The organism is Sphingomonas sp. NPDC092440 (assembly GCF_044754985.1).
Classification (GTDB): domain Bacteria; phylum Pseudomonadota; class Alphaproteobacteria; order Sphingomonadales; family Sphingomonadaceae; genus Sphingomonas.
On sequence record NZ_JBIVQA010000020.1, the window covers coordinates 43,027 to 65,300 of the forward strand.

30 protein-coding genes are annotated in these 22,274 nt (G+C 69.0%); 23 read left to right on the forward strand and 7 right to left on the reverse strand.

Features of this window, described 5'->3' with window-relative positions:
* Positions 1-97: 97 nt before the first annotated feature.
* Both ACIQCS_RS22445 and ruvC read left to right on the forward strand, forming a co-directional pair.
* A complete protein-coding gene (locus ACIQCS_RS22445; protein WP_280279809.1) occupies positions 98-841 on the forward strand; it encodes a YebC/PmpR family DNA-binding transcriptional regulator in 744 nt (247 codons plus the stop codon).
* Between the two features lie 199 nt (positions 842-1,040).
* Positions 1,041-1,529 carry a crossover junction endodeoxyribonuclease RuvC gene (ruvC, locus tag ACIQCS_RS22450; protein WP_345848949.1) on the forward strand — a complete coding sequence of 163 codons (489 nt, stop codon included), beginning with the start codon at positions 1,041-1,043 and terminating at the stop codon, positions 1,527-1,529.
* On the opposite strand, the gene ACIQCS_RS22455 is transcribed toward ruvC, so the two are convergent.
* Together ACIQCS_RS22455 and ACIQCS_RS22460 are read right to left on the reverse strand one after the other, a co-directional pair.
* Positions 1,526-1,969: a hypothetical protein gene (locus tag ACIQCS_RS22455; protein WP_345848948.1), complete on the reverse strand. Its 444-nt coding sequence runs from the start codon at positions 1,967-1,969 to the stop codon at positions 1,526-1,528. The two genes, ruvC and ACIQCS_RS22455, sit on opposite strands and share 4 nt — an antisense overlap.
* A gap of 60 nt (positions 1,970-2,029) precedes the next feature.
* Positions 2,030-2,449 carry a hypothetical protein gene (locus tag ACIQCS_RS22460; protein WP_345848946.1) on the reverse strand — a complete coding sequence of 140 codons (420 nt, stop codon included), beginning with the start codon at positions 2,447-2,449 and terminating at the stop codon, positions 2,030-2,032.
* Positions 2,450-2,689: 240 nt separating this feature from the next.
* On the opposite strand from ACIQCS_RS22460, the gene ruvA reads away from it, so the two are divergent.
* Positions 2,690-3,289, forward strand: coding sequence for a Holliday junction branch migration protein RuvA (ruvA, locus tag ACIQCS_RS22465; RefSeq protein ID WP_345848944.1), 600 nt, complete (start codon positions 2,690-2,692; stop codon positions 3,287-3,289).
* The gene (locus tag ACIQCS_RS22470) at positions 3,286-3,684 is read left to right on the forward strand and encodes a GFA family protein (RefSeq protein ID WP_345848943.1); all 399 of its coding nucleotides are present in this window, start codon (positions 3,286-3,288) and stop codon (positions 3,682-3,684) included. The genes ruvA and ACIQCS_RS22470 overlap by 4 nt, the downstream gene beginning before the upstream one ends.
* Here ACIQCS_RS22470 and ACIQCS_RS22475 read toward each other — a convergent pair.
* A complete protein-coding gene (locus tag ACIQCS_RS22475; RefSeq protein ID WP_345848942.1) occupies positions 3,656-4,594 on the reverse strand; it encodes a 2-hydroxyacid dehydrogenase in 939 nt (312 codons plus the stop codon). The genes ACIQCS_RS22470 and ACIQCS_RS22475 overlap by 29 nt on opposite strands.
* Before the next feature lie 45 nt (positions 4,595-4,639).
* On the opposite strand from ACIQCS_RS22475, the gene ACIQCS_RS22480 reads away from it, so the two are divergent.
* From ACIQCS_RS22480 to pal, 9 genes are all read left to right on the forward strand, one after another.
* Complete coding sequence (locus tag ACIQCS_RS22480) at positions 4,640-5,194, forward strand: DUF4337 domain-containing protein (protein WP_345848940.1); 555 nt, start codon at positions 4,640-4,642, stop codon at positions 5,192-5,194.
* Complete coding sequence (locus ACIQCS_RS22485) at positions 5,191-5,595, forward strand: hypothetical protein (RefSeq protein WP_345848938.1); 405 nt, start codon at positions 5,191-5,193, stop codon at positions 5,593-5,595. The genes ACIQCS_RS22480 and ACIQCS_RS22485 overlap by 4 nt, the downstream gene beginning before the upstream one ends.
* Positions 5,592-6,614, forward strand: coding sequence for a Holliday junction branch migration DNA helicase RuvB (gene ruvB, locus ACIQCS_RS22490; RefSeq protein WP_345848937.1), 1,023 nt, complete (start codon positions 5,592-5,594; stop codon positions 6,612-6,614). Before ACIQCS_RS22485 ends, ruvB begins: the two co-directional genes overlap by 4 nt.
* A gap of 45 nt (positions 6,615-6,659) precedes the next feature.
* Entirely contained in the window at positions 6,660-7,106 is a 447-nt protein-coding gene (locus ACIQCS_RS22495) for a YbgC/FadM family acyl-CoA thioesterase (protein WP_345848936.1), read from the forward strand.
* Positions 7,107-7,113: 7 nt separating this feature from the next.
* A complete protein-coding gene (tolQ, locus tag ACIQCS_RS22500; RefSeq protein ID WP_345848935.1) occupies positions 7,114-7,803 on the forward strand; it encodes a protein TolQ in 690 nt (229 codons plus the stop codon).
* A 4-nt stretch (positions 7,804-7,807) separates the two neighbouring features.
* On the forward strand, positions 7,808-8,251 hold the full coding sequence (tolR, locus tag ACIQCS_RS22505) for a protein TolR (protein ID WP_345848934.1): 444 nt from the start codon (positions 7,808-7,810) through the stop codon (positions 8,249-8,251).
* Entirely contained in the window at positions 8,251-9,045 is a 795-nt protein-coding gene (locus ACIQCS_RS22510) for a TonB C-terminal domain-containing protein (protein WP_345848933.1), read from the forward strand. Before tolR ends, ACIQCS_RS22510 begins: the two co-directional genes overlap by 1 nt.
* 2 nt (positions 9,046-9,047) lie before the next feature.
* Positions 9,048-10,424: a Tol-Pal system beta propeller repeat protein TolB gene (gene tolB, locus ACIQCS_RS22515; protein ID WP_345848931.1), complete on the forward strand. Its 1,377-nt coding sequence runs from the start codon at positions 9,048-9,050 to the stop codon at positions 10,422-10,424.
* A 68-nt stretch (positions 10,425-10,492) separates the two neighbouring features.
* Positions 10,493-11,005 carry a peptidoglycan-associated lipoprotein Pal gene (gene pal, locus ACIQCS_RS22520; RefSeq protein ID WP_086130485.1) on the forward strand — a complete coding sequence of 171 codons (513 nt, stop codon included), beginning with the start codon at positions 10,493-10,495 and terminating at the stop codon, positions 11,003-11,005.
* Between the two features lie 368 nt (positions 11,006-11,373).
* Here the strand turns inward: pal and ACIQCS_RS22525 are convergent, their stop codons facing one another.
* On the reverse strand, positions 11,374-12,750 hold the full coding sequence (locus tag ACIQCS_RS22525; protein WP_345848928.1) for a serine hydrolase domain-containing protein: 1,377 nt from the start codon (positions 12,748-12,750) through the stop codon (positions 11,374-11,376).
* Between the two features lie 133 nt (positions 12,751-12,883).
* On the opposite strand from ACIQCS_RS22525, the gene ACIQCS_RS22530 reads away from it, so the two are divergent.
* The 3 genes from ACIQCS_RS22530 to ACIQCS_RS22540 all read left to right on the forward strand — a co-directional run bounded on the left by ACIQCS_RS22530 (position 12,884) and on the right by ACIQCS_RS22540 (position 14,430).
* A complete protein-coding gene (locus ACIQCS_RS22530; protein WP_345848927.1) occupies positions 12,884-13,789 on the forward strand; it encodes an SPFH domain-containing protein in 906 nt (301 codons plus the stop codon).
* Between the two features lie 17 nt (positions 13,790-13,806).
* A complete protein-coding gene (locus tag ACIQCS_RS22535) occupies positions 13,807-14,022 on the forward strand; it encodes a toxin-antitoxin system HicB family antitoxin (RefSeq protein WP_345848924.1) in 216 nt (71 codons plus the stop codon).
* 135 nt (positions 14,023-14,157) lie between these two features.
* Positions 14,158-14,430 carry a hypothetical protein gene (locus ACIQCS_RS22540; RefSeq protein WP_345848922.1) on the forward strand — a complete coding sequence of 91 codons (273 nt, stop codon included), beginning with the start codon at positions 14,158-14,160 and terminating at the stop codon, positions 14,428-14,430.
* Here ACIQCS_RS22540 and ACIQCS_RS22545 read toward each other — a convergent pair.
* Positions 14,427-15,263: a S1/P1 nuclease gene (locus tag ACIQCS_RS22545; RefSeq protein WP_345848920.1), complete on the reverse strand. Its 837-nt coding sequence runs from the start codon at positions 15,261-15,263 to the stop codon at positions 14,427-14,429. The genes ACIQCS_RS22540 and ACIQCS_RS22545 overlap by 4 nt on opposite strands.
* A complete protein-coding gene (locus ACIQCS_RS22550) occupies positions 15,263-16,423 on the reverse strand; it encodes an acyltransferase family protein (RefSeq protein ID WP_345848917.1) in 1,161 nt (386 codons plus the stop codon). The genes ACIQCS_RS22545 and ACIQCS_RS22550 overlap by 1 nt, the downstream gene beginning before the upstream one ends.
* 86 nt (positions 16,424-16,509) lie before the next feature.
* Between ACIQCS_RS22550 and ACIQCS_RS22555 the strand changes: the two genes are divergently transcribed.
* Positions 16,510-17,343, forward strand: coding sequence for a LytTR family DNA-binding domain-containing protein (locus tag ACIQCS_RS22555; RefSeq protein WP_345848915.1), 834 nt, complete (start codon positions 16,510-16,512; stop codon positions 17,341-17,343).
* Here ACIQCS_RS22555 and ACIQCS_RS22560 read toward each other — a convergent pair.
* The gene (locus ACIQCS_RS22560) at positions 17,236-18,468 is read right to left on the reverse strand and encodes an acyltransferase (protein WP_345848914.1); all 1,233 of its coding nucleotides are present in this window, start codon (positions 18,466-18,468) and stop codon (positions 17,236-17,238) included. The two genes, ACIQCS_RS22555 and ACIQCS_RS22560, sit on opposite strands and share 108 nt — an antisense overlap.
* Positions 18,469-18,606: 138 nt before the next feature.
* On the opposite strand from ACIQCS_RS22560, the gene ispG reads away from it, so the two are divergent.
* From ispG to ACIQCS_RS22590, 6 genes are all read left to right on the forward strand, one after another.
* Positions 18,607-19,731, forward strand: coding sequence for a flavodoxin-dependent (E)-4-hydroxy-3-methylbut-2-enyl-diphosphate synthase (ispG, locus tag ACIQCS_RS22565; protein ID WP_345848913.1), 1,125 nt, complete (start codon positions 18,607-18,609; stop codon positions 19,729-19,731).
* 36 nt (positions 19,732-19,767) lie between these two features.
* A complete protein-coding gene (locus tag ACIQCS_RS22570) occupies positions 19,768-20,013 on the forward strand; it encodes an AbrB/MazE/SpoVT family DNA-binding domain-containing protein (protein ID WP_345848912.1) in 246 nt (81 codons plus the stop codon).
* Positions 20,010-20,390 carry a type II toxin-antitoxin system VapC family toxin gene (locus ACIQCS_RS22575; protein ID WP_401531858.1) on the forward strand — a complete coding sequence of 127 codons (381 nt, stop codon included), beginning with the start codon at positions 20,010-20,012 and terminating at the stop codon, positions 20,388-20,390. The genes ACIQCS_RS22570 and ACIQCS_RS22575 overlap by 4 nt, the downstream gene beginning before the upstream one ends.
* Before the next feature lie 2 nt (positions 20,391-20,392).
* Positions 20,393-21,295, forward strand: a complete 903-nt coding sequence (locus ACIQCS_RS22580) for a DMT family transporter (protein WP_345848910.1) — start codon at positions 20,393-20,395, stop codon at positions 21,293-21,295.
* The gene (locus tag ACIQCS_RS22585) at positions 21,292-21,765 is read left to right on the forward strand and encodes a GNAT family N-acetyltransferase (RefSeq protein WP_345848908.1); all 474 of its coding nucleotides are present in this window, start codon (positions 21,292-21,294) and stop codon (positions 21,763-21,765) included. The genes ACIQCS_RS22580 and ACIQCS_RS22585 overlap by 4 nt, the downstream gene beginning before the upstream one ends.
* A 62-nt stretch (positions 21,766-21,827) precedes the next feature.
* Positions 21,828-22,184, forward strand: a complete 357-nt coding sequence (locus ACIQCS_RS22590) for a TfoX/Sxy family protein (protein ID WP_345848907.1) — start codon at positions 21,828-21,830, stop codon at positions 22,182-22,184.
* Positions 22,185-22,274 lie beyond the last annotated feature (90 nt).

Genomic DNA, 22,274 nt, shown 5'->3' on the forward strand with positions numbered 1-22,274 from the left:
CGATCCGGAGCCGCCATGGGGGACGAAACGGGGCGGCCATTGCCCATCGCCCTGTGCCTGGCCTAAAGCCGCGCGACCAGTTTCATACGAGAGCGCAATGGCAGGCCATTCCAAATTCAAGAACATCATGCACCGCAAGGGCGCGCAGGATAAGAAGCGCTCGAGCATGTTCTCCAAGCTCAGCCGCGAAATCACCGTCGCCGCGAAGATGGGCTTGCCCGATCCCGACATGAACCCGCGCCTGCGCGCCGCGATCGCCGCGGCCAAGGCGCAGTCGATGCCCAAGGACAATATCCAGCGCTCGATCGACAAGGCGAGCAAGGGCGACGGCGAGAATTACGAAGAGATCCGCTACGAGGGCTTCGGCCCGGGCGGCGTCTCGCTGATCATCGAGGCGCTGACCGACAATCGCAACCGCACCGCCACCAATGTGCGCACCGCGGTATCGAAGAATGGCGGCAATCTCGGCACCGCCGGCTCGGTGAGCCACGGTTTCGACCGGATGGGCCTGATCAACTATCCCGCCAAGGCCGGCGACGCCGAGAAGGTGTTCGAAGCCGCGCTCGAGGCAGGGGCCGAGGACGTGGCCAGCTCCGAGGAAGGTCATGAGATCTGGACCGCGCAGGACGCGCTCCACGAAGTCGCCCGCGCCCTGGAGCCGGTCCTCGGCGAGGCCGAGGGCGCCAAGCTCGCCTGGCGGCCCCAGACGATGGTCGATGTCGGCGAGGAGGATGCGGCCAAGCTGTTCAAGCTGATCGACGCGCTCGACGACGACGACGATGTCCAGACGGTGTGGGGCAATTACGAAGTCTCGGACGAAGTGATGGAGAAGCTGGGCTGAGATTGATTCACGCGAAGCCGCGAAGCCGCGAAGACGATCGGTTCGCGCGGAAGCGCGGAGGCGCGGAGCGCACTTGCCGCGCCCGCGGCCCCGAGGTCCGCGGCGGTGCCGCGCAGAGGGAGCGCCGGGCTATTCCGCCGCTTCGCGCGAACCACTCTCTTGCTTCTTCGCGCCTTCGCGCCTTCGCGTGCAGAATCCGATGATCATCCTCGGCCTCGATCCCGGCCTCGGCACCACCGGCTGGGGGCTGATCCGCGCCGAGGGCAATCGCCTGTCGCACCTCGCCAACGGGCGGTTGAAGACGGATACCCAGGCGCCGCTCCCGCGCCGGCTCGCGCATCTCGACGCCATGCTCGCCGCGCTGATCGCCGATCACGGGCCGGAGGCGGCGGCGGTGGAAGAGGTGTTCGTCAATTCCAATGCCCAGTCGACGCTCAAGCTCGGGCAGGCGCGCGGGGTGGTGCTGTGCGCCGCCGCGCGCACCGGCATCGATGTCGGCGAATACAAGCCGAGCACGGTCAAGAAATCGGTCGTCGGCGTCGGCAATGCCGACAAGGCGCAGGTCCATGCGATGGTGCAGGTGCTGCTGCCCGGGGTGAAGATCGCCGGGGCCGACGCGGCCGACGCGCTCGCCGTCGCCATCTGCCACGCCCACCATCTGGCGAGCGCGCGCTTCGGGCTGCGCTAGGCGGCCAGCGCCGGGGCCGGTCCGTCCTCATCGTCATTGGAGGGGCGCGCCACCGGCCGCGCCCGCCGCGCCCGCTTCGCGCGCCGGCCCGTCGGCAGCCGCGCGGCGATCCAGTGCCGCACCGCGCCGAAGCGCAGCGTCGATGCCGCCATCGCCGCCACCAGGATCGTGTCGACCAGCGTGCCGACCTCGAACATCGTGATCCAGCCGGCGATCTCAGGCAGCGCCATGGCAAAGAGGCGAAGGCCTTCCTCCTCGAGGAACCAGAAGCAGAGCAGGCCGATCGCGCCGAGGATCATCCAGGCGATCACCGCCCCGCGCCGGATCCGTGCCAGCCGTGCCGCGGGCCATTCGACGAGGGCGCGGCGCATCAGGCCCCCGGCCGGCGTGTCGCCGGCGAGCAGCAGCGCGAGCCATAGTCCCAGAAGCGCGGCGATCACTTGGTTCCCCCGGATGTCCTCGCCCCGCAGGTGGGAAGGCGGCGATCGTTCCGCCAGGGGCTATCCGAAGATCGCCGCGGCCGCGGCGCCATCGAATGCGTTGCGCTTCGGCGCCCGCGCGCCGCGCAGGCCGTTGATCACGCCGATCGTCAGCACCGCGTTGATGACGAGGCCCATGATGTTGAGCGTGGCGAGCTTGCCGAGGAATTCGAGCACGAGCAGGAACGCCGCGACGCTGCCCCATGCCAGCCCGCGCCCCGCGCGCAGGCGGAAGCCCGCGCCCGTGAAGAGCACCGTCTCGGCCGCGGCGACGCCGAGCACCATCGTCGCCGCCGGCGCGCCGGGCGTCCCCAGGTACCAGCCCACGACCAGCAGCCCGAAGGCGCTCAGCGCCCCCGCGACGAAACCGGCATGGCCGCCCAGCTGCGCGGCGCCCAGCGCGCCGTCCTCCGTGGTCAGGTCCACCTTCCAGAACGCCATCTCGATTTCCCCCCTTTTTGCCCCGGCGGCACAGTGGCACGGCGCGGCCAGGCCTCGATGCCGGGCGGGGATGCGGTGATTTCGCTTCCCTATCCCCGCTTGTTCCGCTTATGTACCGGGCATGCGCGCGCGCCTCCTCCCCTGCTCCGCCTGCCCGCCATTCGCCGGATGCTGCGCGCGGCGGGGAAATCGGGGGCCGCGTGGCCTAGGCTTCGTAACCTTCCGCGCGGAGGATCGGCGATGATCGCGCACCTCAAGGGCCGGCTGGAAGCGACGGGGCTCGACCATGTCGTGATCGACGTGAACGGCGTCGGCTATCTCGCCGGTGCCTCGGGCCGGACGATCACCGCGCTGGGCGCCACCGGCGGGCTGGTCACCCTCCACACCGAGATGCTGGTGAGCGAGGATTCGATCCGGCTGATGGGCTTCGCCACCGCGAGCGAGCGCGACTGGTTCCGCCTGCTCACCAGCGTGCAGGGCGTCGGCGCCAAGGTGGCGCTGGCCATTCTTTCGATCCTGTCGCCCGAGGAAGTGCAGACCGCGGTGGCGCGCGCCGATTCGGCGATGATCGCGCGGGCGAACGGTGTGGGGCCCAAGCTCGCCCAGCGCATCGTCAACGAGCTCAAGGACAAGGCCGGCGGCGTGGCGCTCGGCGGCGGTGGCGGTCCGGGCGCCGCGGCTGCGGGCGGCGCGGCGCAGGACGCGATCTCGGCGATGCTCAACCTGGGCTTCAAGCCGGCCGAGGCGAGCGCCGCGGTCCATGCCGCTGCGGACGAGCTGGGTGCCGGCGCGACGCTGGATGCGCTGGTGCGGCTGGCGCTGCGCAAGGCGGCGAAGTGACGGTGCGCACCGCCGCCTGCCGCTGCGGCCAGCTCCGTGCCGAATGTGTGGGCGAGCCGGTGCGTATCTCGGTCTGCCACTGTCTCAACTGCAAGCAGCGCAGCGGATCGGCCTTCGCGGTGCAGGCGCGCTTTCCGGTGGGGCAGGTGACGATCACCGGCCGGTCGACCGAATGGATCGCGGCGTCGGAGAGTGGCGGGCTGCCGGCCAGCTTTCACTTCTGCCCGATCTGCGGCGGCAATGTCTGGTACAGCGGCGGCGGCATCCCCGACGCGATCGCGATTCCGGTGGGCGCCTTTGCCGATCCCGCCTTCCCCGCGCCCACCGTCTCGGTGTGGGAGGAGCGCCAATGCGCCTGGGTAGAGATCACCGGCGCGGTGGAACGTCATGGCTGACTGCCCGGCGCTCCCGGCGCAGCGGCGTTACCAGCGGCCTGCCGGCGAAATGCGCATCGAGATTGGCGAGCACCAGGTCGCGCATCGCGGTACGGGCTTCCTCGGTCGCGCTGCCCTGATGGGGGGCGAGCACCACCTGGTCCATCGCGCGCAGCGCCTGGGGCACGTATGGCTCCTCGGCGAAGACGTCGAGCCCGGCGCCGGCGATGCGGCCCGCGGCCAGCGCGGCGACCAGCGCGTCCTGGTCGACCAGGCTGCCGCGGGCGATGTTGATCAGCACGCCGCCGGGGCCCAGCCGGTCGAGCACCGCGGCATCGACGATGCGCTGCGTTCCGGGCCCGCCGGTCGCGGCGAGGATCAGCACGTCGCTCGCTTCCGCCAGCACGGCGATATCGGGCACGAAGCGCCACGGCACCGGCTTTTCGGCGCGTGCGCCGTAGAGCAGCTCCCGGGCAAAGGGCGCGGCCCGCAGCGCGATCGCATGCCCGATCCGGCCGAGCCCGAAGATCCCGATGCGGCACCCGCTTGCCCGCCGGCCGAGCGGAGCGGTCCAGCCGCCTGCCCGCACCAGCGCGTCGTTCGCCGCGATGCGCCGCTGCACCGCCAGCATCAGCGCGATCGCCTGGTCGGCGACATCCTCGGTCAGGACGCCTGCCGTGGTAGTGATGCGGATGCCGCGGGCGTCGAGCGCGTCGAGATCGACTCGGTCATGGCCGACGCCGTGAATCGCGACGATCTCCAGCGCGGGGAGGCGGGCGAGCAGCGCGGCATCGATCTTCGCCATGCCGCCGCCCACCACCGCGCGGACGCCCGGCGGCGGATCGCCCTCGTGCAGGGTGAAGCGTTCGGCAAGCGCCGCGCGCAGCGGCGCGGAAATGGGCGTTGCGAGCAGCAGGTCCGGGCGCGCCATGTGCCCGGTCTAGCCGCGTCGCTGCGAGAGGAATAGGGCGGGGCCATGGAAATCGAAGTCAGCGCCGAGGCCAAGGACAAGTCGCTCAACCGGAACGTGGCGATCACGGTGGTGGTGCTGTCCGTGTTCATGGGGGTGTGCGGGATCAAGGACGGCAACATCGTCCAGGCGATGCAGCAGGCCCAGTCCGATTCGGTCGACAAATGGAACCAGTATCAGGCGGCCAAGACCAAGCTGCACGTCGCCGAGGCGAGTCGCCTTCAGATCGCCCTGCTGGCCGATCCGCAGCGCGCGGCGCCGGTGCTCGCCGGGCTCGACCGCGACATTGCGAAATACAAGGCGGAGGCGCCGGGTCTGGCCGCCGATGCGAAGGCGCGGAGCGATCTCTACGATGCGCTGAACGTGCATGACGACCAGTTCGACGCGAGCGACGCATCGGTCGCCACCGCCATCTCGGTCGCCGCCGTCGCCGCGCTGGTGGAGAGCGGCTGGCTGCTCTGGGTGGCCTGGGGCTTCGGCGCCTTTGGGCTGTTCATGGGGCTGTGCGGGTTCCTGGGCTGGAGCTTCCACCCGGCGCTGCTGAGCGGGTTGCTGGGATGAGCAAGGTCGATCATCCCTTCGTCCCCGGCTGGCAGGGCATGGCTGGCTGGACCGCTCCCGGCGAGCCGCCTTCGCCGTTCCTGTCGTTCGAGGCGGGCGACCTGGGCGCACCCTTCCGCATCACGCATGGGCGCGACATGATGTTCGATCACGGCGAGCTCGTGCAGGACTATAATTTCCTCGATTATTTCTTTGGCGACCCTGCCGCGCCGGTGCGCGCGCGGCATTACCTGGGCGAGCGCAGCGTGGCCGCCTATCTTCCCGGCTTGCCGGAGGATGCGAACCTGGCGCAGGCGCGTGCAGCTTTCCCTGAAGATGTCCTGCGCTATCTCCAGCGGCGCTTCAATGCGGTCGAGGTGTTGACCGGCGAGGGATATTGCGAGCTTTGGGCGTCAGCATGACCGATTCCGATCGCCTCCTCTCCTCCGCCCGCCGCATCGACGATGTCGACGCCGCGCTGCGCCCCAAGAGCCTGGACGAGTTTGTCGGCCAGCGGGCGGCGCGCGAGAATCTGCGCGTGTTCATCGATGCGGCCCGATCGCGCGGCGAGGCGCTGGATCATGTGCTGTTCTTCGGCCCGCCGGGGCTGGGCAAGACCACGCTCGCCCAGATCATCGCGCGCGAGATGGGCGTGGGGTTCCGCGCCACTTCGGGCCCGGTGATCGCCAAGTCCGGCGATCTCGCCGCGCTGCTCACCAATCTCGAGGATGGCGACGTGCTGTTCATCGACGAGATCCACCGGCTGAATCCCGCGGTCGAGGAAGTACTCTATCCGGCAATGGAGGACCGCGCGCTGGATCTCATGATCGGCGAGGGGCCGTCGGCGCGCAGCGTGCGGATCGATCTGCCGCGCTTCACCCTGGTCGGCGCCACCACGCGCCAGGGGCTGCTCACCCAGCCGCTGCGCGACCGGTTCGGCATTCCGGTGCGCCTCAATTTCTATGCGGTGGACGAGCTGGAGCGCGTCGTCGCCCGCGCCGCCCGCCTGCTCGACCTGCATGTCGCGCCCGATGGCGCGCACGAGATCGCGCGGCGCGCGCGCGGCACGCCGCGCATCGCCGGGCGGCTGCTGCGGCGAGTGCGCGACTTCGCCAATGTGCTGGGCGAGGAGACGGTTCATGCCCGGGTGGCGGACCAGTCGCTCACCCGGCTCGAGGTCGATGCACTGGGGCTCGACGCGATGGACCGGCGCTACCTCACCATGATCGCCGACATCTACAAGGGCGGCCCGGTGGGGGTGGAAACGCTGGCGGCGGGGCTTTCGGAGCCGCGCGACACGATCGAGGAAGTGATCGAGCCCTATCTGATCCAGATCGGGATGATCGCGCGCACGGCGCGGGGACGCTGCCTCAACGCGGCGGGATGGAAGCATCTGGGGCTCACGCCTCCGTCCACCGCGCAGGAAGGGCTGTTCGACTGAGGCAAGGGGTTCCCCCGGCGGAATCGCTGGGTTAGGTGGCCGGCCATGGACGCATGCTTTGCCCCTGGCCGCTTCGCGGGTCTCGAGCATCACTTCGTCCTGCGTGTCTATTTCGAGGACACCGATCTGAGCGGGGTGGTCTATCACGCCAACTATCTCAGGTTCATGGAGCGGGCCCGCTCGGATATGCTGGCGCTTGCCGGCATCGATCAGCGTGCGGCGCACGAAGCGGGCGAGGGCGCCTATGCGCTGCGCGAGGCGAACATCCGTTACCGGGCGCCGGCGCGCCTGGGCGACGAACTGGTGGTGGTCAGCCGGCTGGTCCGGTTGCGCCCCGCCGCAGTGGACATTCATCAACGAGTCATGCGCGACGTTACCATAGTGGCCGAAGCGGAGATCGAGGCGGTGTTCGTCGCCCCGTCCGGCCGTCCGCGCCGCCAGCCGGCGGCGTGGATGGAACGTTTCACACCGCTGCTCTTCAAGGGGACCTGAACCGATCATGGAATTCATCAGCACCGACGCCGCCACCATGTCGCCGATCGGCCTGTTCCTGCAGGCGGACTGGGTGGTGCGCGCCGTGATGCTCGGCCTGCTGCTCGCCTCGCTCTGGACCTGGGCGATCATCCTGTCGTTCGGCTTCAAGGTCGGCGCGGTGAAGAAGGCGATCGACCGGTTCGAGGCGGAATATCGCGAAGCCGACGACATCGACGAGTTCCATCGCCGCGCCGCCGGCCGCGACCAGCCGATCTCCCGCGTCTTCGCCGCCGGCGTCACCGAATGGCGCCGCTCGACCAGCGGCAAGGCGATCGACCGCGAGGGCACGCGCGAGCGCCTGGCCACCGCGATGGGCGCCACGATCGCGCAGGAGGTCGACAAGCTTGCCGATCGCCTCAACTTCCTCGCCACGGTCGGCTCGGTCGCGCCGTTCGTCGGCCTGTTCGGCACGGTCTGGGGCATCATGCGCAGCTTCACCGGCATCGCCAAGGAGCAGAGCTCGTCGCTCGCCGTGGTGGCGCCGGGCATCGCCGAGGCGCTCTTCGCGACGGCGATCGGCCTGTTCGCCGCCATTCCCGCGGTGATCGCCTATAATCGCTATTCGCACGGCGTGAACCGGGTGGAGGCCCGGCTCAACCGCTTCGCCGACGGCTTCCACGCGACGCTGAGCCGCCGCCTGGAGATGGAGGCCTGAGGCGATGGCGATGCACCTTCCCTCGAACAAGGGCCGCGGCCGCCGCCAGCCCATGGCGGAGATCAACGTCACGCCGCTGGTCGACGTGATGCTGGTGCTGCTGATCATCTTCATGGTCACGGCGCCGCTGCTCACCGCCGGCGTGCCGGTGAACCTGCCCGAGAGCCGCGCCAAGGCGCTCGACCAGGATCAGAAGCCGGTCCAGATCGCGATCGACGACAAGGGCCAGATCTTCGTCGACAACGAGCTGACTTCGGATGCCGCCCTGCCCGGCCGGCTCGCGGCGATCGCCGGCCGCGCGCCGGGGCCGGACGGCAAGCCGGCGGCGGTGTTCCTGCGCGCCGATCAGGGCCTGGGCTATGGCAAGGTCATGAAAGTGATGGGCGAGCTCAACCATGCCGGGCTCAACCGCGTCTCGCTGATCACCGACGCGAGCGCGAAGCCGTGATGGACAGGGCCGAGGGAGCAGGGCTGACGGTTGCGGTGCTGGGGCATGTCGCGCTCTTCGGCATCCTGTCGGTCGGCTTCCTCGCCACCCCCAATCCCCTGAAGCTCAAGCCCGTGCCGATCGAAGTCGCGCTGGTCGATCAGGTCGCGCTGGAGAGCACGTCGCCCAATCCGACCAGCGAGGCGCCGGCCCCCAAGCTCGCGCCGGTGGAAGCGCCGATCGAGCCGGACAGCGCGCCGCCCGAGCCGGCGCCCAATCCGCAGCCGATCGCCAAGCCGCAGCCGGCGCCGCCCAAGCCGGTGCCCGCGCCCGATGCAGTGAAGCCCGCGCCGAAGACGCCGCCCAAGGCCGCCCCGGCCCAGGCGCCCGCGCGTCCTCCCGCCCGGCGCCCGGTCGCGCCGACCGGGCGGCTCGACGGCCTGCTCAACGGCATCAACGACAAGCCGAGCAAGAGCGCATCGGTCGCGCCGCCGGCCGCGACCGCGGGGCCCGAGGTCAGGGCCGCGCTCAGCGCCGCCATCATCCGCCAGATCCGCCCGCACTGGGCTCCGCCCAGCGGCGCCGATTCGGACAAGCTGCGCACCAAGGTGACCGTCAGGCTCAACCAGGACGGCACGCTCGCCAGCGAGCCGCAAGTGACGCAGACCGGCATCACCGACAGCAACCGCGCCCAGGCCGATCTCGCCAAGGATCGCGCGATCCGCGCGGTAAAGCTCGCCGCTCCCTTCAAGCTGCCCGCGCAATTCTATGATGCGTGGAAAGTCATAGCCCCGGTTTTGTACGAGGACCTGTGAAGATGAAATTTGCCCATCTGACGATCGCGGCCCTGCTGGCGAGCACTGCCGCCACCGTCGCGCAGGCGCAGGACGTGCCGGCGCCCGCGCCGCAGCAACAGGCGCAGCCGCAGCCCCAGGACCAGCCGCTCAGCGTCGACGTGACCAACACCGCCGCCAAGGACCTCGTCATCGCGATTCCGGCGATGCCCACCTCGGAGAGCGTTTCCACTCCGGCCGGCCCGACCGACCAGCTCGGCGCCAAGCTCGCCCAGGTGGTGGAAGACGATCTGCGCAACACCGGCCTGTTCAAGACGCGCGGCCCCTCGGCCAGCCGCGGCATCGCCTATAGCGAAGTGACCGCGCCCAATTACGGCAGCTGGAACGGCAACCAGGCGATCATCCAGGGCTATGTCCGCGCCAACGCCAATGGCTCGCTCACCGTGGGTTGCTATCTCTACGACGTGCTGCTGCAGAGCGAGCTGGTCCGCCAGGGCTTCGTCGTCTCGCCGGCCGACTGGCGCCGCGCCGCGCACAAATGTGCCGACGCCGTCTATTCGAAGCTCACCGGTGAGGGGCCGTATTTCGACAGCCAGGTGGTCTATGTCGCGGAGACCGGCCCCAAGAACAGGCGCCGCAAGCAGCTGGCGATCATGGACCAGGACGGCGCCAACCACCGCTTCCTGACCAACGGCCAGTCGATCGTGCTCACGCCGCGCATGAGCCCGAAGCAGAACGCGATCGTCTATATGAGCTACACGCAGCGCAAGCCGGCCATCTATGTCTACGACATGGGGACGCGCGAGAACCGCCTGCTCGTCTCCAATGTCAGCCTCAGCTTCGCGCCGCGCTTCTCGCCCGACGGTCGCCAGGTGCTGTTCTCGATGGCGCAGGCCGGCAATACCGATATCTACCGCATCGCATCGGCCGGCGGCGAGCCGCAGCGGCTCACCAATTCGCCGGGCATCGACACCGGCGGCAGCTATTCGCCCGACGGCTCGAAGATCGTGTTCGAGAGCGATCGCAGCGGCACGCAGCAGCTCTATGTGATGAACGCCGACGGCTCGAACCAGCACCGGATCAGCTTTGGCGGCGGGCGCTATGCCACGCCGGTGTGGAGCCCGCGCGGCGATCTGATCGCCTTCACCCGCACCGGTGGCGGCGCGTTCCGGATCGGCGTGATGAATCCGGGCGGCGGCGGCGAGAAGCTGCTCACCAACAGCTGGGGTGACGAGGCGCCGAGCTGGTCGCCCAACGGCCGGGTGCTGATGTTCTTCCGCTCGGCCCAGGGCTCGGGCCGCCCGGACCTGTGGTCGGTGGACCTCACCGGCACCAATGCGCGGCGGATTCCCACGCCGCTCGACGGGTCGGATCCCAGTTGGGGACCGATTCGTCCCTGAAACGTAACGGCATTCGTGCTAAGGCCCTGGCAAGCGGACCGGGTGCGCTGAGAAAAGGAGAAAAGACCATGTCCAAGATCACGACCGGCCTGGTGCTCGGCATCGCGCTGCTCGCCACTGCGGGCTGCGCCAAGAAGCGCGACGCGACCACGATTCCGCCCGCGCCGTCGGAAACCGGCCCGGTCAATCCGGGCGAGGGCGACAGCGACACGGTCGCGGCACCGATCAACGAGCAGTTCCGCCGCGAAGTGTCGAGCGACACCGTGCATTTCGCGTTCGACCAGTATGACATCGATCCCGAGGCGCGCGCGATCCTGGACAGCCAGGCGCAGTGGCTGACGAGCCATCCCAACACCCGGATCACGATCGAGGGGCATTGCGACGAGCGCGGCACTCGCGAATACAATCTCGCGCTGGGCGATCGTCGCGCCAATGCCGCCAAGAACTATCTTGCCTCGCGCGGCATCTCGCCGGCGCGGATCACCACGATCAGCTATGGCAAGGAGCGCCCGATCGCGCTGGGCTCGGACGATGCCAGCTGGGCGCAGAACCGCCGCGCGGTGACGATCGTCATCAGCTAAGGCGTTTCGTTCGCCGCGAAACGGGCCGCCGGGGGAAACTCCGGCGGCCCTTTCGTGCCCAGGGTGGGGCCGCATATTCCTTCAACCGTCATCCGCGCCTTCGCGGGGATGACGCAAGCAGGTTCAATGGCTTGTCCAGCTTCTCGCCCCAGGTTGAGAACCCAAGCAAGTCCTTGAAACTACGCCCGTCATCCCCGCGCAGGCGGGGATCTAGGGTAGTAGGGGACGATCGAAGCGATCACGCGGGTGCTGGCCGGAAACGGCAAAGCTAGCCTCGCCGTCCTTGCTCTTGGCCCTGGATCCCCGCCTGCGCGGGGATGACAGTTGAAGGGATGCGGGGGTGACGCTGGAGAAGATGAGTCTCCAACCTAGCGCGGGTCCGTGCGCGGCAGCGCCAGGGCCGGGCCCTCGCCCTTGGCGAAATAGTCGAGCCGGATCACCTTGCCCGCGGCATCGCGGACCGGAGTGAAATAGCTGATCTCGTCGGGCAGGAAGCGGATATCGCCCCGCGCGTCGAGCATGACCGGGATCGCCGCGCGCCCGGCACGGGCGATGGTGAGCCGGCCCCCGGCAATCGCGAGCGTGCGCATCGTCGCGGGATCGCTGCCATAGACCCCGGGCAGCGCGGCCGCTTCCGGGGGCAATGCCCGTTCGGAAAGCGGCAGCGGATAGGGCTTGCCCAGGGCGATCGCCGCCATACGCCGCGCCAGCGTCTGCGCGTCGAACATGTCGTTGTTGGCGAGCACGACGATCACCGTGTCCGACGCCGGGAGATAGAGCAGCGCGGATGCGAAGCCGTCGATCTGGCCGGTGTGCCCGATCGCCGTCTGCCCGCGGACCTGCCAGACATAGAGGCCCAGCCCGTAACGCTCCTGCAGCGGCACGCCGGCAAGCGCGGGCTGCGCCATCTGGGCGAAGCCGGCCGCGCTCACCACCCGGCCATGCGCCAGCGCCCGCATCCAGCGCATCAGGTCCGCCGCCGACGATCGCAGCGATCCCGCGGTCTTGGGAAGCGACATGTTGAACGCCGCGGCGTTGCGGAGCTGCCCATCGGCCAGCGTGTATCCCGCCACGCGCCGCGCCACGATCGCGTCCCGGCGGTCATAGGCGGTGTCGGTGAGCCCCAGCGGCGCGAACAGGCGGGTGCGCATCGCCTCGTCCCAGGATTGGCCGGTCACCTTCTCGATCACCGCGCCCAGCAGCATATAGCCCGAATTGGAATAGCGCTGCTCGGTGCCCGGGGCGAAGCGCAGCGGCCGTGCCGCGATCCGCGCGACCTGCTGCGCCAGCGGGACCTCGCCCGGGCCGAAGGGCGGCTGCGGCGTGGCGTCGGTCTCCGCGATCCCGGCGGTGTGGCTCAGCAGCTGGCGCAGCGTGATGCGCGGATCGAGCGGCAGCCCGGGCAGGTAGCGGGCCGCCGGCGCGTCCAGCGCCACCTCGCCGCGCTCGGCCATCTGCACGATCAGCGCGGCGGTGAAGCTCTTGGTGATCGAGGCGATCCGGAAGATCTGGTCCGGCGCCATCGGCACGCCGAGCTCGGCCTCGGCCATGCCCCGCGTCCGCCGGTAGAGGATCGTGTCGCCGCGCGCGATCAGGACGGTGGCGCCCGAGCCGCCGGAGGGGACGGCGGCGGCCAGCGCCGCATCCGCCTCGTCCGCGATCGCCGCGGCGGCGACGGGCCGTGCCAAGGCCGGCGCGGCCGGAAGCAGCGGGGCCAGGCAGAGGGCAAGCAGGAGCGGTCGCATCGATTTCCCCCCGGATCGAGATCGGCCGATCGTCGCCCAGCCCGAATGAGCCCCAGCTGAACGGCCAGCGATTCCGCCTTGCGGCCCCTTTCGAATCGATATAAATAAGATATCATAATTTCTGGAGGTAATGATGACCGACGTTCGGAGCGCCACCCCGGCACTGCGCCAGAGCAGCGAGAAGACCGCGATCACGATGAGCGGCTATGGCATGCTCCTCGTGCTGCTGGTCGCGCTGGCCGCCACGGTGGGCGCGCTCACCCAGATCGACCGGATGGCGGACTGGATCGTGATTTCCTGGCTGCTCGCCTCGATCCTGATCGAGCTGTTCGTGCTTTGCGGCTTCTATCTGCTCCAGCCCAACCAGGCGGCGGTGATCACGCTGTTCGGCGATTATCGGGGCACTGACCGCACTACGGGCCTGCGCTGGACCTGGCCGTGGATGAGCAAGAAGAAGGTCTCGGTGCGCGCCAACAACATCATTTCCGAGCGGATCAAGGTGAACGATCTGCGCGGCAATCCGATCGAGATGGCGGCGCAGGTGGTGTGGCGCGTGACCGACACCGCGCAGGCGCTGTTCGACGTCGACGACTATAAGGCGTTCGTGAACGTCCAGATCGAGGCGGCGGTGCGCACGATCGGCTCGCGCTATCCCTATGACGATTTCGAGCATCAGGAAGTCACGCTGCGCGGCAATCACGACCAGGTCGGCTCGGAGCTGCGCGAGGAACTGATCGCCCGGCTGCGCGTCGCCGGCATCACTGTCGACGAATGCGGCTTCACCCACCTGGCCTATGCGCAGGAGATCGCCGGCGCGATGCTCCGCCGTCAGCAGGCCCAGGCCGTGGTCGCCGCCCGCCAGACTTTGGTCGAGGGCGCGGTCGGCATGGTCGAGATGGCGCTCGCCCAGCTCTCCGCCAAGCAGGTGGTCGATCTCGACGACGAGCGCCGTGCCGCGATGGTCTCGAACCTGATGGTGGTGCTGTGCGGCGAGCGTGACACCCAGCCGGTGGTCAACACGGGCTCGCTCTATCAGTGATGCGCAAGGCGTAGCCCGTGTCCCAGTCGCCGCAGAAGAAGGCCTTTCCGCTGCGCCTCGATCCCGCCCTGCATGCGGCGATCGAGCGCTCGGCGGCGAGCGACCTGAGGAGCGTCAATGCCCAGGTCGAGTGCCTGTTGCGCGAGGCGCTGGCGCAGCGCGGGGTGAAGCTGGCGGAGCCGGTGCGCCCCAAGCGTGGGCGCCCGCCCAAGGCGAAGGAAGGCGGGGAATGACGAGTCCGGGCTCGCCCGGGGTACGATTCCCGTCGAAGACTGGAGGAGAAAGCAGATGTTCCTTGCCACGCACGTCCGCCGCGAGCGGCTGCCCTTCATCCTCGCGCTCGCCGGCGCCGCGATGGCGCTGCTCCAATGATGGGCAAGCTTTTCCGCGACGCCATGCGCGTCCGCCCGGGCTATTGGTTCCGGCCCAAGCGCTTCGGCTTCGGCGCGACGCCCGTCACCTGGCAGGGTTGGGCGACGACCCTGGCCTTCGGTGCCGCCGCCGGGCTGATCGTCAATTTCGCCGCGCACCGGGAGCGGTTGTGGCTGGTGCTGCTGGTGCCGCTGGTCGCGGTCTTCCTCTGGCTGGTCGCCGTCAAGACCGACGGCGACTGGCGCTTCCGCTGGGGAAATGACGATTAGCCCAGCGCCTCGTCGAGCAGCCGGGCGAGGCGCAGGCCGCCCTTGATCACCTGGGTCCGCGCTTCGGGCACCCATTTCTCGATCATCGCCTCGCTGATCGCGACGCGGCCGGTGATCGGCTTGCAGGCATCGCCGCCATTCAGGTCGGCATAGACGGTCCTGGCCAGCTCCCAGCTGTCCTTGCCCCAGTCCTGGACGGTGCCGCCGCCCAGCGCGGCGCGGTCCTTGCGGCTATAGGTGCGCACGATGTCGGGGCCCGAGGTGATCGCGCGCTCGGCGAGCAGCCCGTCCCACACCGAGTGGAGGTTCAGCCGGTCGGTGGTATAGATGCCATAGCTCACCATCGCCTTGTTGCCGCCGGCATCATGGTCGTGCTCGGCACCGTGGAGCGGCTGGCCGATATCGCCGACGAAATGGACGAGGAAGAGCAATGCCTTCACCCGCTCGACCTGCGGCGCCTTGCGGTCCTTCAGGATCTTCACGTCGCGCTCGATCTGGGCGGAGACGCAATTGCCGTCCTTGCACTCGGCGGTAACGTCGAACGGCTTGCAGACGTCCGCGTCCTGATAGTGCCAGACCGACGCATAGCGCCAGTCGCTGCCCAGCTTCTTGATGCAATCGGCCCAGACCGAGGCTTCCTCGATATTGGTCGCGGGGCAGCCCTCGGTCTTCAGCAGGTCGGTGTGGCGGAGCAGCTGGCCGATCTTCGCGCGGGTGGCCGGAGTGACGTTGCGCCAGGCGATCGCGGCGACGGTCTGATGGCCATATTCCCAATAGGCATTGGCGGGCGCGGCGAACCCGAACAGGGCGGCAAGGACGAGAAGAAGGCGCATCAGGCAACTCCGCTGGCAGATGCCGCTTCCCTAGCAGAACGGGCGGGCTTGGCCAGCAGCCCGATCAGCGGGCGGAGCCAGCCGATCTCGCGGCCGGCGAGATAAAAGGCCCAGCAGGCGCCCCAGGTGCCGGCGACCAGGATCGCGAACTCGGCGGCGGGATGGAGGTGCAGCGGCAGCAGCCAATATTCGCCGAGCACGATCGCGGTCTGGTGGATGATGTAGAAGGGGAACACCGCCTCGGTCAGCATCGCGCGCCATTGGTGGTCATGGTTGAGGAAGCGCTCGGCCAGGCCGATCAGCGCGGCGATGCTTGCCCAGGTCTGCACTTCGCGGGCGACGCGGAACAGCTCGGCGATCGCCCGGCTGGGCATCGCGAAGCCGGGATAGGCGGCCTCGACGCCGGCGACCACCGCATAACCGGCCAATGCCAGCACCGCGCAGGGCAGCCACATCCGCGCGAATGCCGCCATCGTCACGCGCGAGCCCGCCAGGCCGAAGCCGAACAGGAAGGCGGGGAAATAGGCGAGATGCGCGATGCCGTCGCCGATCAGGTCGTGCGTCTCCTCGCCGCGGCGGAACAGCAGCACCTGGAAGACGAGCAGCCAGGCAAGCGGCACCCACAGCGCGCCCGTGCCGCCGAACAGCCGGTCGAAGCTCTTCTGCAGGTCGAGCCGCAGCGCCAGCAGCGCGGCCAGCGCCAGCGTGTAGACCCAGAGATAGGCGACGAACCACAGATGGTTCCAGGTCGGCAGCAGGATGCCGTCGAGCCGGCCGAAGCGGAAATAGTCGTGCGCCCAGAACCAGGGATAATCGTGCGCATAGCCATGCTGCCCCACCAGCTCGACCCAGCTCTGCGGCGGCACCACCATTGCCATGCCGAAGAGGAGCGGCAGCAGCAGCCGCGCATTGCGATTGGCCAGGAAGCGCCCGATGCCGGGCGAACGGGCGAGCAGCATCTGGCTGGCGAAGCCCGAGACGAGGAAGAGCAGCATCAGCCGCCAGGCATTGGGCAGCAGCATCGGGATCGCCACCCAGTCCGCCGGCGCGGCGGTCTTCACATGATAGCCCCAGGGCACGAAGACCATGCCCACATGATAGAGGATCAGGATCGCGAACGCCCCGATCCGCAGCCAGTCCATTCCGTAGTGCCGTTCCATCCCGCGAACTCCTTGATGACGGCGAACGGCTAGCGGGCGGCCCCGGGCGCCGGTATCGAGGAGGGAGAAGCGGCGGGTCGGCAGGGATGGACGAAAAGGCGGCAGGGACGAGCGGCGGGCAGGGCGGGGCGAGCGGCGAGCGTCGGCGCAAGCTCGCGCTGCTCGCCCTGGCGTTCCTGGGATTCGTGCTGGTCCAGTCCTTCGCGAACGTCGAGAGCTCGCGCGCCGATCTCGCCCGGGCCGGCCTGGTCGAGCGGCCTGCCCATGTCTGGCTCTGGGAGCTGAGCAGCGTCGCCATGTGGGTGGCGCTGCTCCCCGCGATCGGCTGGCTGGTGGCCAGGATCCGCCCGCCGCGCATCGCATGGGGCTGGGCGGTGCTCGCCCATGCCGCGGCGACGGTGCCGCTGTCGGCGATCCATGTCGCCGGCATGATCGCGATCCGGCTCGGCGTCTATGCGCTGTGGGGCGAGCGCTATCGCTATGGCGGGGCGCTCGATCGGTTCGTGTACGAATATCGCAAGGACGCGGTGGCCTATCTGCTGCTCGCCGCCTTCATGGCCGTGGCGATATGGTGGCTGGCGCGCCGCGAGCCCGTGCCGGCGGGGCGGGAGGAACGGGTCCTGCTCGTGCCCGACGGCAATGTGACGCACCGGGTGCCGATCGACGCGATCGGCTGGGCGGCGTCGGCCGGCAATTATGTCGAGATCGCCTGGAGCGGCCGCACCCTGCTGCATCGCTCGACGCTGGCCGCGCTTGCGGAGGGACTGGGCCCGGGCTTCGTCCGCATCCATCGCGGACGGATCGTGCGCGCCTCAGCGGTGCGGCGTGTCGAGACCGATCGCAGCGGCGACTTCATCGTCACGCTCGCCGACGGCACCACGCTGCGCGGCAGCCGGCGCTTCCGGGCGAACCTGGGATAGCCCGATCAGTGGCCGCAGCCAGGCGATGCGCCGGCCGATCAGATAGGTCGCCGCGCACACGGCGCCGGTGCCGCCGAGCAGCAGCGCGAACTCGGCGGGCGCGCTCAGCCCCAGGGGCAGCGAATACCAGGCGATCAGCACGATCGCGGGGTGGTGGACGATGTAGAAGGGGAACACCGCCTCGGCGAGCGGCTTGCGCAGCCGGTGGTCATGGTTCCAGCGCGTCTCGGCGATATGGAACAGCGCGAGGATCATGCCCCAGGCCATGGCGGTGCGCGCGGCCCGGTCGAGCGCCATCACGTCGTGCGGCGGCACCTGCGTGCCGGGCCATAGCAGCTCGACGGTGACGATCACCGCGCCGGCCAGCGCCGCCATCGCCGCCGCCGGCTTCCAGCAGCGCGCCACTGCCGGCCATAGCCGCGGCGCACCGGCCAGGGCGAAGCCGAACAGGAAGATCGGGACATATTGGGCATGGCCGCCCCAGTCGCGCAGCAGCCCCTGGCGCTCGGGCGCGACGAACAGCAGCGCCAGCCGCGCCGTCGCGAGCGCCGCCACCGGCACCCAGAGCAGCCTGTGCCCCATCGCGAGCCAGTCCGCCGCCGCGCCGATCGCGCGCATTGCCCGGTTGCCGCCCAGCGCCAGCACGCCCGCGAGCAGCAGCGTATAGGCGGCGAGATAGGCCACGAACCACAGATGCTCCCAGCTGGGGAATTCGCGGCCCCAAAAGTCGCCCGAGCGCCAATAGTCGAGTGCCCAGAAATGGAGATAGCCATGGGGATAGCCATTCTCCATCACCCGCACCCACATCTCGAGCGGCACCAGCGCGACCATGCCGAAGGCGAGCGGCACCAGCAGCCGCACCGCGCGCGAGCGGGCGAAATCGCGCGCGCCCGCCGACCGGTCGAACAGCTTGCGCGAGGCATAGCCCGAGACCGCGAAGAGCAGCGGCAGGCGCCAGGGCGTCAGCAGTGCCATGGGCGGGATCAGCCAGCCAAAGGCATAGTTGGTCTTGATCACCCAGTCCCAGGGCGAGAAGGCCATGGCGATGTGATAGAGGATCAGCAGCGCGAAGGCGGCGATGCGCAGCCAGTCCATGCCGTAATGGCGCTGGCTGGTGCGGGGCACGGCAGCAAATTGTGGGTCGTGCTGCAACGCGCGAGGCCTTGATCCTGGGAACGGGCCGGAGAATTAGCACCGCGCGTCTTAGCATCGCGTAAACCGCGCCGGGTTGGCGCGGGCGCGGGCCGGGCTTATATGGCCCCCATGTCCATACGTCCCTGGCGCGATATCGTCCGGCGGCCCAGCCGTCAGATCATGGTCGGCAACGTCCCCGTCGGCGGCGATGCGCCGGTGACGGTGCAGACGATGACCAACACCGCAACGTCCGATGCCCGCGCGACCATCGACCAGATCCGCCGCTGCGAGGATGCCGGGGTCGACATCATCCGCGTCTCCTGCCCCGACGTCGAATCGACCGCGGCGCTGAAGCAGATCGTCCGCGCCGCGCGCGTGCCGATCGTCGCGGACATCCATTTCCACTACAAGCGCGCCCTTGAGGCCGCCGATGCCGGCGCCGCCTGCCTGCGCATCAACCCGGGCAATATCGGCAGCGCGGACCGCGTGAACGAAGTGGTCAACGCCGCCAAGGCCAATGGCTGCGCGATCCGCATCGGCGTCAACGCCGGCAGCCTCGAGAAGGACCTGCTCGAGAAATATGGCGAGCCCTGTCCCGAGGCGCTGGTCGAGTCCGCGCTCGACCATATCAAGCTGCTCCAGGACCGCGACTTCCACGAATTCAAGGTCGCGGTGAAGGCGTCCGACGTGTTCCTCGCCGTCGCCGCCTATCAGCAGCTCGCCGATGCGGTGGATTGCCCGCTGCACCTGGGCATCACCGAGGCGGGCGGCTTTGTCGGCGGCACGGTGAAGAGCGCGATCGGCATCGGCTCGCTGCTGTGGTTCGGCATCGGCGACACGATCCGCGTATCCCTCTCGGCCGAGCCCGAGGAGGAAGTGCGCGTCGGCTTCGAGATCCTGAAGGCGCTGGGCATTCGCAACCGGGGCGTCCGCGTCGTCTCCTGTCCCAGCTGCGCGCGCCAGGGCTTCGACGTGATCCGCACCGTCCAGGCGCTGGAGGACCGGCTCCAGCATATCCGCACGCCGCTCTCGCTCTCGGTGCTCGGCTGCGTCGTCAACGGCCCGGGCGAGGCGCGCGAGACCGATATCGGCCTCACCGGCGGCGGCAACGGCAAGCATATGGTCTATCTGTCCGGCGTCACCGATCACACGGTGAACGATGCCGACATGCTCGATCACATCGTCAAGCTGGTCGAGGCCAAGGCGGCGGAGATCGAGGCGGCGAACGAGGCCGCCGCGGTGGCGGCGGAATAGGTCCTGTGCTATATGTCAGGTCCTGGAGGGCCTGACATGACCTATCAAGCCAAGGTGATCGCCGGCGGCAAGATCGTCATCCCCGCGGAACTGCGGCGCGAGCTTGGGATCAAGGACGGGGATGTGCTGGTGCTCGATCGCGCCGCCGATGGCTCGCTCGCGATCAGGACGCATATGCAGGTCATCCGGGAGGGGCAGGCGGCCTTTCGAGCGGCATTGAAGCAACCCTTTACCGTCGATGAGTTCATCGCGGAGAAGCGTGCTGAGGCGGATCGCGAATGATGGCCGTCCTCGACGCATCTGCGGTTTTGGCAATGCTGCTGGACGAGCCTGGTGCGGATATGGTCGCCGATGCCATTCGCACGGCGGAGCTTTCGATCATCAACTATGCTGAGGCGATGGCCAAGACCGCCGAGAATGGCGGCGATCTCGATCTGACCGAACGGATTCTGTTCTCATCCGGGGTGCGAGTGCGGGCCTTCCGTGAAGGCCACGCGATGGAAGCTGCAAAGCTACGGCCTGTAACCAAGCATCTTGGGTTGTCCTTTGGTGATCGCGCGTGCCTGGTACAGGGTCGCTTCAGCAATCTACCGATCCTCACCGCGGACGCCCGCATGGCATCCGCCGATATCGGCCTCGACATCCGCATGATCCGCTGACCATGGCGCGTGCCACTCCGATCCTCGCGGCCCTGCTCGCCGCCTGTGCGGGCATCGCGCTCTATTCGGTCATGGACGCGGTGATGAAGGAGCTCGGCCTCGCCATCGGCGCCTATGCCGCGCTGTTCTGGCGGCTCGTCGCCGGCGTGGCGATCATGACGCCGCTCTTCGCCTTCGGCCGGCCGCGCCTGCCCGCGCGGCGCGTGCTCGCGATCCGTGCGGTCCGCAGCGCGGTGATCGCGGTGATGGCGATCGCCTTCTTCTGGGGGATCGTGCGCGTGCCGCTGGCCGAGGCGATCGCGCTCACCTTCATTGCCCCGCTGATCGCGCTCGGCCTTGCCGCGATCTTCCTGAAGGAGAAGATCGGCGCGCGCTCGATCCTCGGCTCGCTGCTCGGGCTGGTCGGAGTCGGCATCATCCTGGCCGGCCAGCTGGGCGCGCCGCACCGGCCCGATTCGGGGCTCGGCATGGCGGCGGTGCTCGTCTCGGCGGTGTTCTACGCAGTCAACCTCGTCATCGCGCGCCACCAGGCGCAGCGGGCCGGGCCGATCGAGATCGCCTTCTTCCAGAACTGGTTCATCCTCGCCCTGTTCGCGCTGCCGGCGCCCTGGCTGCTGGTGACTCCGGCGGCGGGGCAATGGCCGCTGGTCGTGCTCGCCGCCGCGCTGGCGATCACGTCGCTGCTGCTGCTTTCCTGGGCCTATGCGCGGGCGGAAGCGCAGGTGCTGCTCACGGTCGAATATACCGCCTTTGTCTGGGCAGCGATCATGGGCTGGCTGTTCTTCCACGAGCCGCTTACGCTGGTTACCATCGCCGGCACCTTGCTGATCGTCGCGGGATGCTGGATGGCGGCGCGCAGTCGGCCCGGCATCGCCGAGCCCGAAGTGGAGCCCGCACTGTCATGATCGCCATCCGCACCGCCACCCCGGACGATGTGCCGCTGATCCTCGATCTCGTTCGCGAGCTTGCGGTCTATGAGCGCGAGCCCGATGCCGTGGTGGCGACCGAGGCGATGCTGCACGACGCGCTGTTCGCGCGCCGCGTCGCCGAGAGCCTGATCGCGGAGCTGGACGGCAGGCCTGTCGGCTTCGCGCTGTTCTTCCACAATTTCTCCACCTGGACGGGCAAGCCCGGCATCTATCTCGAGGATCTGTACGTCACGCCCGGCGCGCGCGGCGCAGGGGCGGGCAAGGCGCTGCTCCGGCATCTCGCCGGCATCGCGCTGGACCGGGATTGCGGCCGTTTCGAATGGGCGGTGCTCGACTGGAACACGCCGGCGATCGATTTCTACCGGGCGATGGGCGCGCAGGCGATGGCGGAATGGACCGTGCAGCGCGTCACCGGCGATGCGCTGGTGGCGCTGGCGGGGCGCTGAGCATGGCGCGCGGGAATGGGAAGCGGCTTTCCGCGCAGGCGATGCGATAGCAGGAGACTCTGATGGCAGTGGACCAAAGCCTGGTCGAATGGGTCAGGGAAGCGATGGAGCCGGTCGGCACCGTCACGTCCAAGCGGCTGTTCGGCGGCGCCGCGCTCTATCTGGACGGGCTGGCCTTCGCGATCCTCGCCTTCGATGCGCTATGGTTCAAGGCGGATGCCGAAAGCGCGGCGGATTGGGGTGATGCCGAGCGATTCTCGGTCACGCGCGAGAATGGCAAGGTCCAGTCGCTCAACTATCGCCGGGCACCCGACGATAGCTATGACGATGCCGATGCGCTGCGCCGCTGGGGATTGCTGGCGGTCGAGGCCGCCAGGCGCGCGCCGCCGAAAAAGCCGAAGTCCCGGAAGCGGGCCTAGGTTGGGGACTCATTTAAGCCACGCGGTGATAAGGGCTACGAGAGCGATGGCAGCGAGGTAGTTTGTGGCATGCCGGTCGTATCTGGTAGC

Bases quoted from the DNA above. Each gene is read 5' to 3' on its own strand.
- ruvB (WP_345848937.1), top strand. From the start codon at position 5,592: ATGACCGATTCCGATCGCCTCCTCTCCTCCGCCCGCCGCATCGACGAT.
- ACIQCS_RS22540 (WP_345848922.1), top strand. From the start codon at position 14,158: ATGATGGGCAAGCTTTTCCGCGACGCCATGCGCGTCCGCCCGGGCTAT.
- ACIQCS_RS22525 (WP_345848928.1), bottom strand. From the start codon at position 12,750: ATGCGACCGCTCCTGCTTGCCCTCTGCCTGGCCCCGCTGCTTCCGGCC.
- ACIQCS_RS22510 (WP_345848933.1), top strand. From the start codon at position 8,251: ATGGACAGGGCCGAGGGAGCAGGGCTGACGGTTGCGGTGCTGGGGCAT.
- ACIQCS_RS22545 (WP_345848920.1), bottom strand. From the start codon at position 15,263: ATGCGCCTTCTTCTCGTCCTTGCCGCCCTGTTCGGGTTCGCCGCGCCC.
- ACIQCS_RS22575 (WP_401531858.1), top strand. From the start codon at position 20,010: ATGATGGCCGTCCTCGACGCATCTGCGGTTTTGGCAATGCTGCTGGAC.
- ACIQCS_RS22585 (WP_345848908.1), top strand. From the start codon at position 21,292: ATGATCGCCATCCGCACCGCCACCCCGGACGATGTGCCGCTGATCCTC.
- ACIQCS_RS22550 (WP_345848917.1), bottom strand. From the start codon at position 16,423: ATGGAACGGCACTACGGAATGGACTGGCTGCGGATCGGGGCGTTCGCG.
- ACIQCS_RS22555 (WP_345848915.1), top strand. From the start codon at position 16,510: ATGGACGAAAAGGCGGCAGGGACGAGCGGCGGGCAGGGCGGGGCGAGC.
- ACIQCS_RS22445 (WP_280279809.1), top strand. From the start codon at position 98: ATGGCAGGCCATTCCAAATTCAAGAACATCATGCACCGCAAGGGCGCG.
- tolQ (WP_345848935.1), top strand. From the start codon at position 7,114: ATGGAATTCATCAGCACCGACGCCGCCACCATGTCGCCGATCGGCCTG.
- ruvC (WP_345848949.1), top strand. From the start codon at position 1,041: ATGATCATCCTCGGCCTCGATCCCGGCCTCGGCACCACCGGCTGGGGG.
- ACIQCS_RS22475 (WP_345848942.1), bottom strand. From the start codon at position 4,594: ATGGCGCGCCCGGACCTGCTGCTCGCAACGCCCATTTCCGCGCCGCTG.
- ACIQCS_RS22590 (WP_345848907.1), top strand. From the start codon at position 21,828: ATGGCAGTGGACCAAAGCCTGGTCGAATGGGTCAGGGAAGCGATGGAG.
- ruvA (WP_345848944.1), top strand. From the start codon at position 2,690: ATGATCGCGCACCTCAAGGGCCGGCTGGAAGCGACGGGGCTCGACCAT.
- pal (WP_086130485.1), top strand. From the start codon at position 10,493: ATGTCCAAGATCACGACCGGCCTGGTGCTCGGCATCGCGCTGCTCGCC.
- ACIQCS_RS22580 (WP_345848910.1), top strand. From the start codon at position 20,393: ATGGCGCGTGCCACTCCGATCCTCGCGGCCCTGCTCGCCGCCTGTGCG.
- ACIQCS_RS22570 (WP_345848912.1), top strand. From the start codon at position 19,768: ATGACCTATCAAGCCAAGGTGATCGCCGGCGGCAAGATCGTCATCCCC.
- ACIQCS_RS22485 (WP_345848938.1), top strand. From the start codon at position 5,191: ATGAGCAAGGTCGATCATCCCTTCGTCCCCGGCTGGCAGGGCATGGCT.
- tolB (WP_345848931.1), top strand. From the start codon at position 9,048: ATGAAATTTGCCCATCTGACGATCGCGGCCCTGCTGGCGAGCACTGCC.
- ACIQCS_RS22530 (WP_345848927.1), top strand. From the start codon at position 12,884: ATGACCGACGTTCGGAGCGCCACCCCGGCACTGCGCCAGAGCAGCGAG.
- ispG (WP_345848913.1), top strand. From the start codon at position 18,607: ATGTCCATACGTCCCTGGCGCGATATCGTCCGGCGGCCCAGCCGTCAG.
- ACIQCS_RS22495 (WP_345848936.1), top strand. From the start codon at position 6,660: ATGGACGCATGCTTTGCCCCTGGCCGCTTCGCGGGTCTCGAGCATCAC.
- ACIQCS_RS22460 (WP_345848946.1), bottom strand. From the start codon at position 2,449: ATGGCGTTCTGGAAGGTGGACCTGACCACGGAGGACGGCGCGCTGGGC.
- ACIQCS_RS22480 (WP_345848940.1), top strand. From the start codon at position 4,640: ATGGAAATCGAAGTCAGCGCCGAGGCCAAGGACAAGTCGCTCAACCGG.
- tolR (WP_345848934.1), top strand. From the start codon at position 7,808: ATGGCGATGCACCTTCCCTCGAACAAGGGCCGCGGCCGCCGCCAGCCC.